This window comes from Bradyrhizobium sp. SZCCHNRI3052 (genome assembly GCF_032484895.1).
GTDB lineage: Bacteria > Pseudomonadota > Alphaproteobacteria > Rhizobiales > Xanthobacteraceae > Bradyrhizobium.
In genome coordinates this window covers 144,163-161,993 of the sequence record NZ_JAUETW010000014.1, presented here as the reverse complement: position 1 = coordinate 161,993, position 17,831 = coordinate 144,163, and the positions used below count along the sequence as shown (strand labels likewise).

17 protein-coding genes are annotated in these 17,831 nt (G+C 66.6%); 15 read left to right on the top strand and 2 right to left on the bottom strand.

Annotated elements, in window-relative coordinates; genetic code table 11:
• Window positions 1–154: 154 nt before the first annotated feature.
• The 6 genes from QW887_RS29435 to lpxK are packed head-to-tail and all read left to right on the top strand — an operon-like array spanning window position 155 to window position 5,722.
• The gene (locus QW887_RS29435) at window positions 155–1,543 is read left to right on the top strand and encodes a TldD/PmbA family protein (protein ID WP_409998678.1); all 1,389 of its coding nucleotides are present in this window, start codon (window positions 155–157) and stop codon (window positions 1,541–1,543) included.
• A 1-nt stretch (window position 1,544) separates the two neighbouring features.
• Entirely contained in the window at window positions 1,545–2,348 is an 804-nt protein-coding gene (locus tag QW887_RS29430; RefSeq protein ID WP_315753464.1) for a 3'(2'),5'-bisphosphate nucleotidase CysQ, read from the top strand.
• A gap of 58 nt (window positions 2,349–2,406) precedes the next feature.
• Complete coding sequence (locus QW887_RS29425; protein WP_009031572.1) at window positions 2,407–2,646, top strand: DUF4170 domain-containing protein; 240 nt, start codon at window positions 2,407–2,409, stop codon at window positions 2,644–2,646.
• Window positions 2,647–2,663: 17 nt separating this feature from the next.
• A complete protein-coding gene (locus QW887_RS29420) occupies window positions 2,664–3,404 on the top strand; it encodes a lysophospholipid acyltransferase family protein (RefSeq protein ID WP_315716682.1) in 741 nt (246 codons plus the stop codon).
• Entirely contained in the window at window positions 3,397–4,704 is a 1,308-nt protein-coding gene (locus QW887_RS29415; RefSeq protein ID WP_316168031.1) for a 3-deoxy-D-manno-octulosonic acid transferase, read from the top strand. Before QW887_RS29420 ends, QW887_RS29415 begins: the two co-directional genes overlap by 8 nt.
• Window positions 4,697–5,722, top strand: a complete 1,026-nt coding sequence (gene lpxK / locus QW887_RS29410; RefSeq protein WP_316168030.1) for a tetraacyldisaccharide 4'-kinase — start codon at window positions 4,697–4,699, stop codon at window positions 5,720–5,722. The genes QW887_RS29415 and lpxK overlap by 8 nt, the downstream gene beginning before the upstream one ends.
• Here lpxK and QW887_RS29405 read toward each other — a convergent pair.
• The gene (locus QW887_RS29405) at window positions 5,692–5,919 is read right to left on the bottom strand and encodes a DUF2093 domain-containing protein (RefSeq protein ID WP_315716685.1); all 228 of its coding nucleotides are present in this window, start codon (window positions 5,917–5,919) and stop codon (window positions 5,692–5,694) included. The genes lpxK and QW887_RS29405 overlap by 31 nt on opposite strands.
• Before the next feature lie 201 nt (window positions 5,920–6,120).
• On the opposite strand from QW887_RS29405, the gene QW887_RS29400 reads away from it, so the two are divergent.
• Complete coding sequence (locus tag QW887_RS29400) at window positions 6,121–6,951, top strand: dienelactone hydrolase family protein (protein ID WP_315716686.1); 831 nt, start codon at window positions 6,121–6,123, stop codon at window positions 6,949–6,951.
• Window positions 6,952–6,958: 7 nt separating this feature from the next.
• Here the strand turns inward: QW887_RS29400 and xseA are convergent, their stop codons facing one another.
• A complete protein-coding gene (gene xseA, locus QW887_RS29395; protein WP_315716687.1) occupies window positions 6,959–8,575 on the bottom strand; it encodes an exodeoxyribonuclease VII large subunit in 1,617 nt (538 codons plus the stop codon).
• Between the two features lie 194 nt (window positions 8,576–8,769).
• Here xseA and QW887_RS29390 point away from each other — a divergent pair, with 194 nt between their 5' ends.
• From QW887_RS29390 to QW887_RS29355, 8 genes are all read left to right on the top strand, one after another.
• Window positions 8,770–9,696 (top strand): alpha/beta hydrolase, encoded by a 927-nt coding sequence (locus QW887_RS29390; RefSeq protein WP_315825474.1) that lies wholly within the window; start codon window positions 8,770–8,772, stop codon window positions 9,694–9,696.
• Window positions 9,697–9,709: 13 nt separating this feature from the next.
• Window positions 9,710–10,258: a hypothetical protein gene (locus QW887_RS29385; protein WP_316195649.1), complete on the top strand. Its 549-nt coding sequence runs from the start codon at window positions 9,710–9,712 to the stop codon at window positions 10,256–10,258.
• Window positions 10,259–10,262: 4 nt separating this feature from the next.
• Window positions 10,263–10,577 carry a transcriptional regulator gene (locus QW887_RS29380; protein WP_315716689.1) on the top strand — a complete coding sequence of 105 codons (315 nt, stop codon included), beginning with the start codon at window positions 10,263–10,265 and terminating at the stop codon, window positions 10,575–10,577.
• A 69-nt stretch (window positions 10,578–10,646) separates the two neighbouring features.
• Window positions 10,647–11,930 (top strand): phosphoribosylamine--glycine ligase, encoded by a 1,284-nt coding sequence (gene purD, locus QW887_RS29375; protein WP_316195647.1) that lies wholly within the window; start codon window positions 10,647–10,649, stop codon window positions 11,928–11,930.
• Between the two features lie 116 nt (window positions 11,931–12,046).
• Window positions 12,047–15,277 carry an AAA family ATPase gene (locus tag QW887_RS29370; protein WP_316193632.1) on the top strand — a complete coding sequence of 1,077 codons (3,231 nt, stop codon included), beginning with the start codon at window positions 12,047–12,049 and terminating at the stop codon, window positions 15,275–15,277.
• Window positions 15,278–15,327: 50 nt separating this feature from the next.
• Entirely contained in the window at window positions 15,328–15,822 is a 495-nt protein-coding gene (locus tag QW887_RS29365) for a hypothetical protein (protein WP_315716692.1), read from the top strand.
• Window positions 15,819–16,535: a class I SAM-dependent methyltransferase gene (locus QW887_RS29360; protein ID WP_315716693.1), complete on the top strand. Its 717-nt coding sequence runs from the start codon at window positions 15,819–15,821 to the stop codon at window positions 16,533–16,535. Before QW887_RS29365 ends, QW887_RS29360 begins: the two co-directional genes overlap by 4 nt.
• Window positions 16,535–17,827: a cytochrome P450 gene (locus tag QW887_RS29355; RefSeq protein WP_315716694.1), complete on the top strand. Its 1,293-nt coding sequence runs from the start codon at window positions 16,535–16,537 to the stop codon at window positions 17,825–17,827. Before QW887_RS29360 ends, QW887_RS29355 begins: the two co-directional genes overlap by 1 nt.
• Window positions 17,828–17,831: the final 4 nt, after the last annotated feature.

Here is a 17,831-nt window from a genome sequence, read left to right as displayed (position 1 = left end):
AAGCGCTTGCCCCGCATGATTGACGAGACCTTGCCGATTTGCCGACAATCCGATGTGCCGTCTGCCGTCCTGCTTGAAGTCGGCGTGAACAGGCCACATTTCGTTTGGATTGAGCCGTCTTCGCCGCCCACCTGACATCGATCGGATCGTGTTCGTGACCTCTTCCCCAGCCTCATCGTCGACATCAGCCCAATCAGATCTGCTCGACCAGTCCGCCCTGCGAACGCTCGCCGAGCGGCTGGTGGAAGCCGCGAGGAAGGCCGGCGCCGATGCCGCCGATGCCATCGCGGTGCGCGGCATCTCGCAAGGCGTCGAGGTCCGTGACGGGCGAGTCGAGGAATCCGAGCGCTCGGAAGGCGACGATGTCGGCCTGCGCGTTCTCGTCGGCAAGCGCCAGGCCGTGGTGTCGACCAACGACGTCAGCGGCGACGGTGTGGCGCGGCTGGCCGAGCGGGCCGTGGCGATGGCGCGGGTGGCGCCTGACGACCAATATGTCGGCCTCGCCGATCCGGCGCTGCTGGCGCGCGATATTCCCGAGCTCGACCTGCTCGATCCGCAGATTCCCTCGACCGCAGAGCTGGAGCGCCGTGCCCAGGAGGCGGAGGCCGCCGCGCTCGGCGTGAAGGGCGTGACGAAGTCCGGTGGTGCGTCGGCCTCGACCGGCATCGGCGGCATGGTGCTGGTCACGAGCGACGGTTTTCACGGCGCCTATCTGCGTTCGAGCCAGAGCATCTCGACGACCGCCATTTCCGGCGAAGGCACCGGGATGGAGCGCGACTACGACTACACGGCGGCTCCGCACGGCGCCGACCTGCTGGCGCCCGCGGCCGTCGGGCGCAGCGCTGGCGAACGCGCGGTGGCGCGCGCCAATCCGCGCAAGGTTGCGACGTGCCAGGTGCCGGTGGTGTTCGATCCCCGCGTGTCCGGCTCGCTGGTCGGACATCTGGTCGGCGCCATCAACGGCGCCTCGATCGCGCGCAAGACCAGCTTCCTCAAGGACAAGCTCGGCGCGCAGCTCTTCGCCAAGGGCATCCGCATCATCGATGATCCGCTGCGCAAGCGCGGACTGCGGTCGCAACCGTTCGACGCCGAGGGCGTGAAGGTGAAGCAGACCGCGCTGGTCGACGACGGCGTGCTGACGACGTGGCTGCTGGACTCGGGCACCGCGCGCGAGCTCGGCATGGTGACGACCGGCCACGCCCATCGCGGCGTGTCGTCGTCGCCTTCGCCCGGTCCGTTCAATCTGCATCTCGAAGCCGGCGTCGTGACAGCCAAGGAGCTGATCTCGGACATCAAGCAGGGCTTCTACGTCACCGACCTGATCGGCTCGGGCGTCAACGGCGTCACCGGGGACTACAGCCGCGGCGCGTCCGGCTTCTGGATCGAGAATGGCGAGATCGGCTATGCCGTGAGCGAGGTGACGATCGCCGGGCATCTGTTCGAGATATTCAAGTCGATGACGCCCGCCAGCGATCTGGAATTCCGCTATGGCGTCAATGCGCCGACGGTGCGCATCGAAGGATTGACGCTTGGCGGACGATGAGATCGAGAAACCGAACGAGACCAGCCTCGCGGCAGACGCCAGGCTCCTGAAGGAGGCGGTCCGCGAAGCCGGCGAGCTCGCACGTTCGATGTTCGGAACGGAGCTGCGCAAATGGACCAAGGGGGCGTCGTCGCCCGTCTCCGAAGCCGACATGGCGGTCAATGCACTGCTCGAACGCAGGCTGCGATCCGCAACGCCGGATTACGGCTGGCTGTCCGAGGAAAGCGCGGATGATCGGGAAAGACTCGGCCGGTCACGGGTCTGGATCGTCGATCCGATCGACGGCACGCGGTCCTATCTCGGCGGCCGCAACGATTGGTGCGTGAGCGTTGCGCTGGTCGAGCACGGTGCGCCGATACTCGCCGCCGTGCATGTCCCGGTCAGCGAGGAGTTCTTCTTCGCCGCCCGCGGTAGCGGCACCACGTTGAACGAACAGCCGGTTCGGGTGGCGCCCGGACGAGAGCTCGAATTCTCGCGCGTGGCCGGTCCAAAACCGTTGGTTGAGCGGCTGGCTCCGGATTCTGCGCGGATTGAACTCCATCCGCGAATCGGATCATTGGCGCTGCGCCTTTGCCGTGTCGCGCATGGCGGGCTCGATGCCGCTTTTGCAGGCGGGCAAAGCCGCGATTGGGATCTTGCGGCGGCTCATTTGATCGTGCAGGAAGCGGGGGGTAAAATGACCGCGTTGTCCGGCGAGGCGATCCTCTATAATCGTCCGGAGGTGGTGCACGGGGTGCTGGTGGCAGCGGGCCGCGACCGACATGCCGACATCGTCGCGCAGTATCGCAGGTTACCGCCGGACTGATCGCCCTGGATCGCCCCCTCCACGTCGCCTGCAAGGCGTTGACTAGGAAACGATACCGATGACAGATAGCGCCTCGCAGCAGCTCCTTCACCTCGTGATCGGCGGCGAGCTCATCAATCTCGACAAGAACGAATTCAAGGATCTCGACAAGGTCGATATCGTCGGCGTCTATCCGAACTACGCGGCGGCCCACGCCGCCTGGCGAGCCAAGGCGCAGATGACGGTCGACAACGCCCACATGCGCTATTTCATCGTTCACCTGCACCGGCTGCTCGATCCCGGTCAGGATGCGAAGTAAGACGCAAAGCTCGCGACTTGAAACATCTGATCCGTAATACGCTGCGTAGCGGCTGGTTCCAGCGTGCCGTCGGGTTCCTCGCGGCCGAGTACCTGCGGTTGGTGTGGCTGACCAACCGCTTCACCTATGAGCCGCCGGAGGTCTACGACATCGTCGAGCCGCAGATGCCGGCGATCTTCGCGTTCTGGCACGGCCAGCATCTGCTGACCCCCTTCATCAAGAACAAGCCGAGCTATCGCGCCAAGGTGCTGATCTCCCGGCATCGCGACGGCGAGTTCAACGCGATCGCCGCCGAGCGGCTCGGCATCGGAACCATCCGCGGCTCCGGCGATCATGGCTCCTCCTTCCACCGGAAAGGCGGGGTGGGGGCGTTCAAGGAGATGGTGCGGGCGCTCGAAGACAACTATAATGTTGCATCGACCGCCGATGTGCCGAAGCGGGCGCGGATTGCGGGTCTCGGCATCATCATGCTCGCGCGCGAATCAGGACGTCCGATCATGCCGTTCGCAATGGTCACGAGCCGCTTCATCCGCCTGAAGAACTGGGACAGCACCACCATCAATTTGCCATTCGGCCGCGGCGCATTGGTGGGAATCAAGGAAATCAACGTGCCGCGCGATGCCGACGCCGCGATGATGGAAGAGGCACGTCTCGACCTCGAGGCGACGCTGAACGAATGCATGCGCCGCGCCTATGAGATCGTCGGCCGTCCCGAGGCCTGTCCTCCGCCGGTCGCGTCGGGAGCATCGAGTGCCTAGCCCGCTGCCGATGGCCCTGCGTGTCTACCGCGGGTTGTCCTCGGCGGCGGTGCCGCTTGCGCCGGCACTGATCAGACAGCGGCTCAAGCACGGCAAGGAGGATCCCGAGCGGACCGACGAGCGGCGCGGCCTGAGCCATGACACGCGCCCGCTGGGTCCGCTGGTCTGGATTCACGGTGCCAGCGTCGGCGAGGTGCTGGCGGCGGCGGCGCTGATCGAGCGGCTGCGTGAGCTCAACATCCGCATCCTCATCACGTCCGGCACCGTGACGTCGGCCGCCATCGTGGCCAAGCGCTTCCCGCCCGACGTGATCCACCAATACGTGCCCTATGACACGCCGCGCTTCGTGGAGCGGTTTCTCGATCATTGGCGTCCCTCGCTCGGGCTGTTCATCGAGTCGGACCTCTGGCCGAATCTCATCCTCGCCGGCGCCTCGCGGCGGGTGCCGATGGTGGTGATCAACGGCCGCATGTCGCCGCGCTCGTTCCCGCGCTGGCGCCGCATGTCCGGCACCATCTCCGCCTTGCTCGGACGCTTTGATCTCTTCCTGACGCAGTCGCAGGCGGATGCCGACCGGTTCGCCGCGCTCGGCGCGCGCAACGTCATCACCACCGGCAATCTCAAGCTCGACGTGCCGGCGCCGCCCGCCGATCCGGCGAAGCTCGATCGGCTCACGGCGATGACGCGCGGCCGTCCGGTCGTCGTCGCCGCCTCCACGCATCCCGGCGAGGACGAGATCCTGATTGCGGCCCACAGGGCCTTGTCGGTGTCCTATCCGTCGCTGCTCACCGTGATCGTGCCGCGCCATCCGCATCGTGGCCCGGCGGTCGCCGAGCTCGTCGCAAGTGCCGGCCTGCGGGGCGCCTTGCGGTCGCGGGAGGACCAGCCGCTCGCCGGCACCGACATCTACGTCGCCGACACGATGGGTGAGCTCGGCCTGTTCTACCGGCTGGCGCCGGTCGTGTTCATGGGCGGCTCGCTGGTCGAGCATGGCGGCCAGAATCCGATCGAGGCCGTCAAGCTGGGTGCGGCCATCGTGCACGGGCCGCACGTGTTCAACTTCACCGACGTCTATGAGTCGCTGGACAAAGCCGGGGGAGCCAGGCTCGCCCACGATCAGGAGGCGCTGATCCGCCAACTCCGGCAACTGCTCGCTGATCCCGCAGCCGGCAACAGCCTGGTTGCGGCAGGAACGCGGGTGGTCGATCAGCTCGGTGGCGCGCTGGAGCGGACGCTGTCAGCGCTCGAGCCGTATCTGTTGCAGGTCAGGCTCGAGATGGGGGCCGCCGGCGATGCGTGAGCCGGCCTTCTGGCATCGGCCGGCCTCCTGGCAATCGCGTCTGCTGTCTCCGCTCTCGACACTCTACGGCGCCGTTGCCGCACGTCGGATGGCGCAAGGCGGCGTCGATGCCGGCCTGCCGGTGATCTGCGTCGGTAATTTCCACGTCGGCGGAGCCGGCAAGACGCCGACCGTGCTGGCGCTGACGGATATTCTGCGTGACCTCGGCGAGCGGCCGGTGGTGCTGAGCCGTGGCTATGGCGGCCGGCTGGGCGGTCCCGTCGTCGTCGATCCTGCGGTCCATGAGGCTGCCGATGTCGGCGACGAGCCGCTGATGATGGCCGCGCGGGTGCCGGTCGTCGTGGCGCGCAATCGCGCCGACGGCATCGGTCTCGTCAAGGCGCAAGGCGCCACCGTCATCCTGATGGACGATGGCTTCCAGAATCCGTCGATCACGAAGGATCTCGCGCTGATCGTGATCGACGGCGCGCGCGGCCTCGGCAATGCCGAGGTGTTTCCCGCCGGACCATTGCGCGCGCCGCTGCCGCCGCAACTGGCGCGCACCGACGCATTGGTCGTGATCGGCAGCGGCCGAGCCAGCGAGGCGGTCGCCTCACATGTGTTGTCGGCCGGCAAGCCGGTGTTTTCAGCCGCGTTGCAGCCAGATCCGCAGATCGTTGCGGCGCTGCGGGGCAGGCCGTTGCTGGCGTTTGCCGGGATCGGCGACCCCGCCCGCTTCTTCCGCACCCTTCGCGGCGCTGGTCTCGACGTCAGGCGCGAGCGTGCCTTTCCGGATCACCACCCGTTCACGGCGGGCGACGTCGTGGCCCTCGCCAACGAAGCCAGGCGTGATGGATTTGCCCTGGTGACCACGGAAAAGGATCTCGTGCGGTTCCGCGGCCACGAGGCCGCGCCCGATGTCATGGCATTCCCGGTCACACTGCAGTTCGACGATCTCGCCGCGTTGCGCGCGCTGGTTGTGCAACGGCTGTCAGCGAAGCGCAAAGATCAGCCGTTGGCCTTCAACGCGCCCGGATAATGCCGCTGCAGCACGGCGCTCGGCAGGGCGTAGGCTTCCTGCAGATCGACACTCCAATACTTCAGCTCGTCCAGCGGAATCCGCACATCGGTGACCGCGCAGCGCACATAGCTTCCCGGTGAGATCACCCGGAAATCGCCATCCAGATACTGCACCTGCGCCTCGCCCTGGCCCGAGGGACCAAACTTGTTGAGCACGTCCGCGATCTCCAATTCCTTGACGTGAAGTCCCCCTACGCGGGCGCCGCGCGCACACGACAGGCCGAATTTCGATGATTTCCTAGCATAGATGGGGGACGCTGTCCCCCCGCGCAAACCCACTGATTTGTGATGCTTCTGCTCGAAACTCCGTGCTAGCTAGATTGCGATATCCGCCGCTTGTCCCGCCCGGCTGGTTTGATGCGCTCCCTCGTCGCCATCGTCGTCTCACTGCTCTGCGCCACGGCGTTTCCAGCCTTGGCAGAGCCGTTGCCAGCGCCCGTCGCGGTCGAGATCCCCTCGGGAAGCTATGTGCTGCACGCCCAGCTCTACCGGCCGAAGGGGGCCGGCCCATTTCCGGTCGTCGTCGCGCTCCACGGCTGCGGCGGGCTTTCCGGCCGCTCGGAGCCGGTGCTGCCGCGCTATCGCGACTGGGCCGAGGAACTCGTCAGGGACGGCAAGGCCGTCCTGCTGCCGGACAGCTACGGCTCGCGCGGGCTGGGCCCGCAATGCCGCGTCAAGGAGCGTCGTATCAGCGGCCGGCGCGAGCGTGTCGCCGACATCGTGATCGCGCAGAAATGGTTGGCCGAGCAAGCCTGGGCGATGCCCGACCGGGTCAGCCTGGTCGGCTGGGCGGCCGGCGCGAGCGCGCTGTTGTGGGCGGTGCGCCCGCAATTGCCCGAGCATGTCTCGCCGGATTTTCGCTCGGCGGTGGCGTTCTATCCGGATTGCCGCGCCTCGTCCGGCCTCGGCTGGAGCACGCGCGTTCCGACATTGGTGCTGATCGGCGGCCTGGACGACGTCTATTCGCCGCCCGCGTGCCGGCAGATGATCGATGGCGCGCGCGGCCGCAGCGCGCTGACCCGCATCGTCATCTATCCCGGCGCCTATCACGATTTCGATCGTGTGAACCTGCCGCTGCATCAGGTCGCGGGATCCGACGCCGGGGCGCCCGAGCGCGGCCATGTCGGCTCGGATCCCGAGGCGCGCGCCGATGCGCAGAAGCTCGTGGCCGATTGGCTGGCGCGCTGAAGGCTACTCAGAACAGGCTGCCTTGGTCGGCGGGATCGGGCGTGCGCTTCGGTGCCGAAGGCTTGGCCTCGCGCGCAGGTTTCGGCGATGACGGCGCTGCCGGCGGAAGCGGGCGGTCCGCGCCCGCCGTGGCCGCGACCTTGCCGTCCGCAAATTCGATCGAGAGCGCGGCGCCCGGACCGATGCTCGCGGCATGGTGCAGCGGGTGGCCGGCCTCGTCACGCACCAGGGCAAATCCACGGGCCAGCACGCTGCGATAGGACAGCGCGGTGAGGAGCTTCTCGTTCTGGCCGACGCGGGCCGACAGGCGCTGAAGCTGGGTCAGCAACGCGCGCCGGGCCCGCTCGGCAAGACGTTCGGTTCGGTCGCGTTCGCGGCCGATGGCCTGGCGCTTGGCCTGGGCATAGGCTTGGCGCGAGGCCTTGAAGCGGGCGTCGAGCGCCTCGAATCGCTCGCGCCGCCGGTGCAACTGGCCGCGCGACGACAGCGACAGCCGCTCGGACGACGCGACGAGCCGATGGCGTGATTGCGCGATCTGCGCGTGCAGCACGCGCAGGGTGAGCTTGGCGCTCGCCGCCGCGAATTGGCGAAAGTGTACATGCGTGTTGGTCTTCAGCGCGCGTGGCAGGCCGGCGGCCGCCGAATCCAGCCGCTGCCTGGGAATCGCGAGCAGATCGCTAGGGCCGGGCAGGGCGCGCGCGGCGGCGCGCAGCTCGTTGCGGCGGCTCTCCTGGCTGCGCTGCCAGCAGACGCCGACACGGCGCGCGAGGCTTGCGACCTCCTGCATCAGCTCGCTGCGCACCGGCACCGCCATTTCCGCGGCTGCGGTCGGCGTTGGCGCACGTTTGTCGGCGGCGAAATCGATCAAGGTCACGTCGGTCTCGTGGCCGACCGCCGAGATCAGCGGGATCATGCTCTCGGCCGCGGCGCGGACCACGATCTCCTCGTTGAACGACCACAGGTCCTCCAGCGAGCCGCCGCCGCGCGCGACGATCAGCACGTCGGGCCGCGGGATCGGGCCATCCTGCGGCAAATCGTTGAAGCCGCGGATCGCGGCGGCAACCTGCTCGGCCGAGCCTTCGCCCTGCACCTTCACGGGCCAGACCAGCACGCGGCGAGGAAAGCGGTCCTCGAGCCGGTGCAGGATGTCACGAATGACGGCCCCGGTCGGCGAGGTGACGACGCCGATCACCTCGGGCAGCCATGGCAGCAGTTGCTTGCGTGCGGGATCGAACAGTCCTTCGGCCCCGAGCTTCCGCTTGCGCTCCTCCATCAGCGCCATCAGCGCGCCGATCCCGGCCGGCTCCAGCGCCTCGATGACGATCTGGTATTTCGACGAGTTCGGATAGGTGGTGAGCTTGCCGGTGGCGATCACCTCGAGCCCCTCCTGGGGCTTGAAGCGCATGCGGCCATGCACGCCCTTCCAGATCACCGCCTCGATCTTGGCGCTCTCGTCCTTGAGCGCGAAATAGCAATGCCCCGAGGAATGCGGCCCGCGAAAGCCGGTGATCTCGCCGCGCACCCGGACGTGGCCGAACTGGTCCTCGACCGTGCGCTTCAGCGCCGAGGACAGCTCGGTGACGGTGAATTCGGGCGCGTTGGGCAAGGCTTCCGCAGGCGGCATCGCTGTTTGATTCGGTTCGGGGAGCAGCAGCCAAGGTAGGGGCTTTCCGCGTCCGCCGCCAATCAAGCCGTTGCCTTTTCGATAGCTCTGTAGTATAGAGTACTCTGTAAAATGCAGAAGGGCTGGAGGAGAGCGTGCGACGCGGCGCGAAGTTCCTGTTTCGGGTCCTAGGATGGGGGCTCTGCCTCCTGGGCATGCTCGCTTTGGCCCTGGCTGCGATGATCGCGACGCCACTGGTGCGCCCGCCCGAGCTCAAGTCGATCTCGGAGACCGCCGGCCAGGTCGACCGCAGCACCATGCCCGGCCTGCAGCGCTTCAGTGCCCGCGATGGCACCGAGCTCGCCTATCGCCACTACCCGGCGCGCGGAACGGCTGTCGGCAAGGTCGCGATCGTGGTCCACGGCTCCTCCGGCTCCAGCGTCGCCGTGCATGCCCTTGCCGATGCGTTGGCGGCGCGCGGCATCGATACCTTCGCGCCCGACATTCGCGGCCATGGCGGCTCCGGCACCCGCGGCGACATCGGCCATCTCGGACAGCTCGAAGACGATCTCGCCGACCTCGTCGCCGAGGTCAGGAGGTCGATTCCGGCCCAACCGATCGTGTTGCTCGGCCATTCGGCTGGCGGCGGCTTCGCGCTGCGCGCGGCGAGCGCCCCGATCCAGGATCTGTTCACGCGCACCGTGCTGCTCGCGCCCTATCTGGGTTACGACGCGCCGACCAACCGGGAGAATTCGGGCGGCTGGGCCGGTCCCGACATTCCGCGCATCCTGGCGCTCGGCGTGCTCAGGCGCATCGGCATGCCGTGTTGCGAGGCACTGCCTGTGCTGGCCTTTGCTGTCAGGCCGAACTCGGAGAAATTCCTGGCGCCGACCTACAGCTACCGGCTGTTCCGCAATTTCGCGACCCGTGGCTACAAGGCCGATTTCACTGCGGCGAAGCACCCGGTGACCGTCATCGCCGGCGCCGATGACGAGCTGATGCTCGCCGACAAATATGCAGATGCGGTGCACGCCGTCGTGCCGGGCGTTGACGTGAAGCTGATCGCTGGCGTCAATCACATGGAGATCGTGTCGGCGCCGCAGGCGGTGAGCGCGATCGCCGAGGACGTGGCGACGCACTAGAGGTCCAAACCGCATGATCGACAGCCTGGAAGCCGCGCGGGCGCTCAGCGACATCGAGGATGTGACGAAGCGCGTGCGGCAGTCGCAGATCTATCGGCTGTCGAGCCTGCTGATGATCCTCTGGGGCGTTCTCGTCTTCGCCGGCAATCTCGTGACCTATCTCGCGCCCAACTACGCCGACAAGGCCTGGCTATCGGTCTATGTCCTCGGTCTGGCCGGGTCGCTGGGGTTGGGCGCGACGGAGAAGGCGCGTTCCGGCGTACGCAGCTTCGATCTCCGGGCGCTGCTCGCCTTCGTCATGTTCTTTGCGTTCGGCTTCTTCGTCGAAGCGATCGGCCATTTCGGACCGCGCGAGATGGGCGCATTCTGGCCGATCTATTTCATGCTGTTCTACGGCCTCGCCGGCTTGTGGTTCGGCGCGGCGTTCACGGCGTTCGGCCTTTGCGTCACCGCGTTGACCCTGGTCGGCTACCTCTTCATCGGCAAGGCTTTCCCGTTGTGGATGGCGTTCGTCAATGGCGGTGGCCTGGTTCTCGGCGGCTTGTGGATGCGGCGGAGCTGACGGTTTGGCGGAGCTCGACGAGATCATCCACCAACCGCTGCGGCTGAAGATCATGGCGGCGCTGAATGCCCTGCCTGCCGTGGCCGGGCTGGAATTCGTCCGGCTGAAGAAGCTGACCGGCGCCACCGACGGCAATCTCGGCGCGCATATCGACACGCTGGCGCGGGCCGGCTACGTCGCCGTGGACAAGGCCTTCGTCGGCAAGAAGCCGCAGACCACGGTCACGGCGACCGCGGCCGGCCGTGCGGCCTTCGCCCGCTATGTCGCGAACCTGCAGGGCATCATTGCCGGCGCTGCCGCGAAGCCGCCGGAGCCATGATTTGACTCCGTTGCGAGGGCCGGGCAATTGGGGCGTCCAAATTGGCCCACCCCTGCGACGGCATCGACGATGAACATTCTGCTCCTTGGTTCCGGCGGCCGTGAGCACGCGCTCGCCTGGAAGATTACCGGCTCGCCGCTGCTCACCAAGCTGTGGTGCGCACCCGGCAATGCCGGGATCGCCAAGGAGGCCGAATGTGTCGCGCTCGACGTCGCCGATCATGCGGCGGTGATCGCCTTCTGCCGGGCGAACAAGGTGGATCTGGTGGTGGTCGGCCCCGAGACGCCGCTCGCCGCCGGCATCATCGATGATCTCGAGGCTGCCGGCATCAAGGCGTTCGGCCCATCCAGGCTCGCCGCCAAGCTCGAGGGCTCCAAGGGATACACCAAGGATCTCTGCGCCGAATACGACATCCCGACCGGCGCCTACTGCCGCTTCGACAATGCCCCCGAGGCGCTCGCTTATGTCCGCGAGCACGGGGCGCCGATCGTCGTCAAGGCGGACGGGCTCGCGGCCGGCAAGGGTGTCGTCGTGGCCAAGACGGTTGCCGAGGCCGAGGACGCCATCAAGATGATGTTCGAGGGCGGCTTTGGCGTCGCTGGCGCCGAGGTCGTCATCGAGGAGTTTCTCGAAGGGCGGGAGGTGTCGTTCTTCGCGCTGTGCGACGGTGAGACCGCGATACCGCTGGCGTCTGCCCAGGACCACAAGCGGGTGTTCGATCACGACCAGGGACCGAACACCGGCGGCATGGGAGCGTATTCGCCGACGCCGTTCGTGACGCAGGAGATTCATGACGAGATCATGAATCAGATCATTCAGCCGACCATTGCCGGGATGAGCGCCCGGGGCACACCCTTCAAGGGCATTCTCTATGCCGGCCTGATGCTGACGGCTCAGGGGCCGAAGCTGTTCGAATACAACGTGCGCTTCGGCGATCCGGAATGTCAGGTGCTGATGCTGCGGATGATGTCGGATCTCGTGCCCGCCATGCTGGCCGCCTGCGATGGGCAGTTGAAGAATTTCGACCTGCGCTGGTTTCCCGACGCCGCCGTCACCGTGGTCATGGCCGCGAAGGGCTATCCCGGCGACTACGCGAAGGGTGGTGTCATCGAGGGACTCGACGATGCCGCGAGGATCGAGGGCGTGGAGATCTTCCACGCCGGCACGGTGGCGAAGGACGGCGCCATTCTCGCCAATGGTGGGCGCGTCCTCAATGTCTGCGCGTCGGGAAAGAGCGTCGCCGAGGCTCAGGCGCGGGCCTATCAGGCCGTCGACCGCATCAAATGGGCTGACGGCTTCTGCCGGCGCGACATTGCCTGGCAGGCGGTGGCGCAGGAAAGCGGCCGGGGCTGAGCATCGTGATCGCCGCACTCGGCCCCGCAAGGCTATTTTTCCCGCGAGAATTGTGGCAGTTCCATAGACTCATGCCGTGATGGGATGAATCAGTTCCGCCGTGGAACGGAGGGGCCATGGAATGCGCGCGGTGCGGCAGGCAGAATCAGCCCGGGAGAGCCTCGTGCGACCGGTGCGGCGAGCCGCTCAGCCTCAGATGTGAGGCGTGCAACCAGACCAACAGCCCGTCGAATCGCTTCTGCGGCCAATGCGGCGCGCCGTTGCCGGGCCGGCTGGCTCAGCCGGATCAGAACGCCCAGCGGGTGCTACGGACCCTGAGCAGCAAGGGCGGTGAGCGCAAGCGACTCACCATCCTGTTTGCCGACATTCGTGACTCGACCCAGCTGATCGATAGTCTCGGCGATCCCGAACTCGCGATGCAACGGCTCGATCCGGTCCTCAACCTCATGAAAGAGGCCGTCCACCGCTATGACGGCGTCGTCAACAAGACACAGGGCGACGGCGTCATGGCCCTGTTCGGCGCGCCGGTGCCGCACGAGGATCACGCCGTGCGTGGCTGCCTCGGTGCGCTCGCGATGCAGGACTCGATCGCCCGCCTGGCGGATCCGCATCTGCAGGTCCGCGTCGGACTGCACACCGGCGAGGTGATCGTCCAGGTCGTCGAGAACAGCATGTACCAGACCTACGATGCGGCCGGCGCCAACGTGCATCTGGCCAATCGTCTGGAGCACATGGCCGAGCCAGGGACCATCCTCATCAGCAAGGAGACCTACACCGGCGCCAGGCAGTTCGTGGAAGCCGAGCCGCTCGGCACCCGCACGCTGCGCGGCATTGCCTCGCCGGTGTCGATCTACAAGCTGATCGGCCGCCTGAACGCGCCGGCGAGCGACGTCTTCCGCAGCGGGCAGCGGCTGTTGCCGTTAATCGGTCGCAACGCTCAGCTTGCGGTGCTCGAACGCGAGCTCGACGACGTCCTGGCGGCCAGAGGCGCCGTCGTCGGCATCGTCGGCGAGGCCGGCATCGGCAAGAGCCGGCTGTGCTTCGAGTTCGCCGAGCACTGCCGCCGCCAGGGCATTCGCGTCTACGAGGCGCGCGTGCTGGCACATGGCCGCGCCACCCCGTTCCAGCCGGTGCTCGAATTGTTGCGTGACTTCTTCGGCATCCGGGCGAAGGAGCCGGTCGAGGTGTCGCGACAACGGGTGGTCGACAGGCTCGAGGCCCTCGGCATTCCCGATACGGCGCTGGTGCTGCTGCTGGACTTCATGAGCCTTGCCGATCCGTCTCGTCCCGCGCTTCGGCTCGATCCGGGCGTGTTCAAGACGCGTCTCCTCAACGTGTTCAAGACGTTGTTCCGCTCGGCGCCGGCGGATGGCGCCGTGGTGATCATGATCGAGGACCTGCATTGGCTCGACGAGGCCAGCGAGGAGTTCGTCGAGGCGCTCGCGGAGGCCTCGATTGGCACCAAGACGCTGCTGGTCGTGAACTACAGGCCTGGTTTTGCCGCGTCCTTCATGCAGCGGGCTCCGTTTCACGAGCTGCACATCGTGCCGCTCGCATCCGCCGAGGCGCGCAAACTGCTGCGCGGCGTCTTCGGCGACGACGCATCGCTCGAGGCGCTGGTCGGCGACATCATCGAGCGCGCGCAGGGCAATCCCTTCTTCCTCGAGGAGCTGGCGAGCGCGGTCTCGGAGAGCGGCGGGTTCGAGGGTGAGCGCGGCGCCTATCGGCTGAAGGGCGGGATCGGCCCGATTCCGCTGCCGCCGACGGTGCATGCCGTGGTAGCGGCCCGCATCGACCGTCTGAGCGAGACCGCCAAGAGCGTCCTGGAAACAGCGGCTGTGATCGGCCGCTCGGTCGCGCTCGCCGTGCTCAAGCCGGTCGTCGGGCTCAGCGAGGCGGACCTGTTCGACGCGCTCGCACAACTGAGGCATGCCGATCTTCTCTATGATCTGCCGCCGTTCGACATGGGCGTGCTCGCCTTCCGCCATCCGCTGATCCAGGAGGTGGCCTATGCCATGCAGCTGCGCTCGCGCCTGAGCGGCGTACACGTGGCCGTGGCCAAGGCGATCGAGGCGCTGGATTGGGGCACGCAGGACGAGTTCGCCGCCCTGATCGCCTCGCACTACGAATTCGCCGGCCAGACCATGCAGGCCGTCGAGCATCTGCAGCGCGCGGCGCGCTGGATCGGCCGCACCAATACGGCCGAGGCACTGCGGCTTTGGAAAAAGATCCGCTCCATGCTGCAGACGGTGCCGCCATCCGAGCACGTCGATCGCCTCAGGGCGCTTGCCAGCGGCCAGATCCTCAATTGCGGATGGCGGGAGGGCATCTCGGCCGAGGAGGTGAGGCCTTTCGCCGAGGAGGCGCTGCGCTATGCGCGCTCCTCGGACAAGATGCACGAGCCGATCCTGCTCGGCGCTTACGGCCGCGTCCTCGCCTCGACCGGCGCAGCCGACGACTACGTCAACCTCGTGCAGAATGCGGTCAAGCTGACCTCGGAGGAGGGCGATGTCGGCCGCTATGCGACCGTCAACGCCATGCTGGCGCAGGCGCTTCTGCTGTCGGGGAGAGCACGAGACGCGCTAGCAGCGGCGAACACGGCGCAGGCGACGATCGCTAACCAAGGTGGTTTTGACAGTAGTGTGACTCTGGGGCTGACGCCAAATCAGATCCTGGGATTCGATGTTGAATATTGGATCAAGTGCCTCAGGACGCGAATCCTGGTCCAGCTCGGCTGTTTCGCTGAGCTCGAAATTCAGCTTTTCGAACTGTTGAATACCCCTCCCGAACAGTTGGCTCCGGTGGTCCGTTTTATCCCGCACTTTGCCGCTGTTGAGTTTGCTCGATGGCAAGGTCGTGCTGAGGCCGCAGCTCTGCACTCTGCCGAGCTGCTTCAGATCGCTGAAGCGTCGGGCATGCCGTACATTCGGGTGCAGGCGTTGGCAGGGGCTGGTCTTGCTCGGGCGGCTGCAGGCGATTTCACTCACGCCGCGTATGATCTCAGGGAAGCGATCGAGTACTCGAGGCGCGCCAGGGCAGGTCTCGAGTTCGAAGCGCGCATGATGAGCGATCTGGCTGACGTTCTTTATCGCGCAGGAGACCTCCGTAGTGCACTCGACGTTGCTGAGGAAGCCAGCGTCATCGCCCGACGCAGGACGGATAGGATCGGTGAACTCCACGCGGTGCTGCTGCGATGTTTGATCAGTTCGTCCGACTCCGATTTTCGGAACGACGCAGAAGCTGTCGGATCGCTGCTCGACGCCGAGCGCCTGCTGGAAGTCTCGGGTGCCGAGGTCTACAAACCCATGTTGATAGCGTGCCGATCCTCTCTTGAAGGTACTAGATGACCCGTGCAGTATGCCCGCTTTCCATGAAGCATTATTAGGAGGCTGGGCACATGGGGATGATGATTAAAGACAGTACGACGCTCGATATTCTTGTGCAGTTGAACAGGCGTTTCGAGGCTGAAGCTTTGCCGGAAATGGTCGAGCTGCAGCGCGAGTTTGGAGTTTTTTCACTGCAGCATGGCTTGCAGCAATCGTTCGCTTTGCTGGGGATCGTGCCGCAGGATTGGACTGAGCGTCGCCGGTGGTACCGTTTCTTGGAACACCTCAGGACCTATCCCTCCGATCTTGATGGCGTGAATGGTCACGACCGTGTCATCCGGGCGTTCAAGGACGACCTGGAATCCGAGAAGCCGCTTCCTGTTTCGATTGTCTGCCATTCGGCAGCGGACGATCCTCGGGTGACGGTTACGCAAGGCCGTCCGGTCGTGTTCTCGCTCGAAACGCATGTGATCGTTTCGATACCGACCACTCCCGGACGAGAGGCGCGTCAGAACCTGGCCGAAGTTGCTCGCACCAGGCGTGTTCAGAAGCGCGGCAAAAAATGAGCCTGACCGCAGGCGACGGCGCCGGACAAAAGGCTCCTTCTATTCAGGCCATTTGCTCCGACGTCGATGCCTACTACACCGCATGCGTCGCGCGTCATGGCGCGACGCCGCGGGGCGTCGACTGGTCATGCGAGGCGACGCAGGGCCTGCGCTTCGTGCAGCTGATGAAGCTGTGCGATGCGTCGGCGCCGTTCAGCCTCAACGACATCGGCTGCGGCTATGGCGCGCTGGTGCCGTTTCTGGCCGCGCGCTATCCGACCTGCGAGATCGACTATCTCGGCATCGATCTGTCGCGCGCCATGATCAGCCGCGCCCGTCGGCGCTTTGCCGGCCCGCAGCGGCGTTTCGTCGTTGCCGCGGAGAGCCCGCGCATCGCCGACTACTCGGTCGCGTCCGGCATCATGAACGTCAATGTCGGCTATCCGCGCCAGGCCTGGGAGAGTTACATCAAGTGCCTGTTGCGGCAGATGTTCGCCACCAGCCGCCGCGGCTTCGGCGTCAACTTCATGCGGGCCCACGGTGACGACGACGAGGCCTCCGATGCCGCGACGGCGCGGCTGTACTGGACCACGCCGGAGATCTGGGCGGCCCATTGTGAGCGCGAGTTTGCCGCGCCGGTCGAGGTCATCGGCGGTTACGGCATGAAGGAGTTCACCCTGCTGGTGCGCCGCAGACCCGAGCCGGCCGTCTCGGACGGCGATCCGTCGCACTGATGTCCGCAGCTCCGTTGCTCTCGTCCAAGCCCGGTCGACACGCTGCCGCGATCGCGCGCGCGGTGGATGTGCTGATCTCCTCGAAAGGTCACGCCAGCCCCTTGCGGCTTGAACGGGCCTGCGCACTGTTGCGCCAGCACGCGCCGCTGCACTGGGTCGAGCGCCCGGGCGTGCGTCCGTTCTGGGCCGTCACGCGCCACGCCGACATCGTCGCGATCGAGACGCGGAGCAAGGATTTCGCTGCGGGACCCCGCACCTATCTTGCCAGCGCAGCCTCGGAGGCCGTGCTGCAGCGGGTCACCGGCAAGCCGCAGGCCGTCCGCAGCCTCACCGAGATGGATGCCCCGGATCACGCCGCCTATCGCGCGGTCATCCAGGGCGCCTTCGCGCCGCCGGCTCTGCGCGCGATGGAGAGCTGGCTGACGCAATGGGCCGCCGAGATCCTCGACCGTGTTGCCGTGCGTGGTGATGCTTGCGATTTCGCACGCGACGTCGCGCTGCCTTTCACCTTCCGCGTCATCGGTCGCATGCTGGGCACGTCCGAAGCCGATGACGCACGGCTTGCCCGGCTCGCCCAGGCATTCGTGGCCGCCGAGGATCCGCAGCGGCGTTTTGCCGAGGCGCCCGGCGACACCATGCGCATGGCCATGCTGGCGCTCCGCGACTACTTCGAAGCCGTGGTCGCCGACCGCCGCGCCAGCCCGCGCGACGATCTCGCCAGCCTGATCGCGGAGAGCGCGCCGCATGGCGCCGCAATGCCGCATTACGAGCTGATCTCCTATTTCATCCTGCTGGTGACGGCCGGCCACGACACCACCTCGCTCGCTTTGGCCGGCGGGCTCGAGGCGCTGCTCGCGGACCCGGGCCAGCTCGAGCGGTTGCGCGCCGAGCCTGAGCTGCTCGATCCGGCGATCGAGGAGATGCTGCGCTGGACCACGCCGGTGCGCCATTTCATGCGGACGGCGGTCGGCGACACCGAGGTCGCCGGCCAGGTCATTCGCGAGGGCGAGGCGCTGGCCTTGTTCTTCCATTCCGGCAACCGCGACGAAGCCATGTTCGACGAGGCCGGCACGTTCCGGATCGATCGCAGTCCGAATCCGCATATCGCCTTCGGCCGCGGCCCGCATGTCTGCATGGGGTTGCAGCTGGCGCGGATGCAGATGCGCGCGATGTTCGCGGAGCTGCTCCGTCGTACGTCGCATATCGCGCTCGCCGGACGGGTGCGCCGGGTCGAGTCGCCGTTCATGAGCGGGGTCAGCGGCCTTCCCATCCACATCCGCTTTCGCGAATGATGCG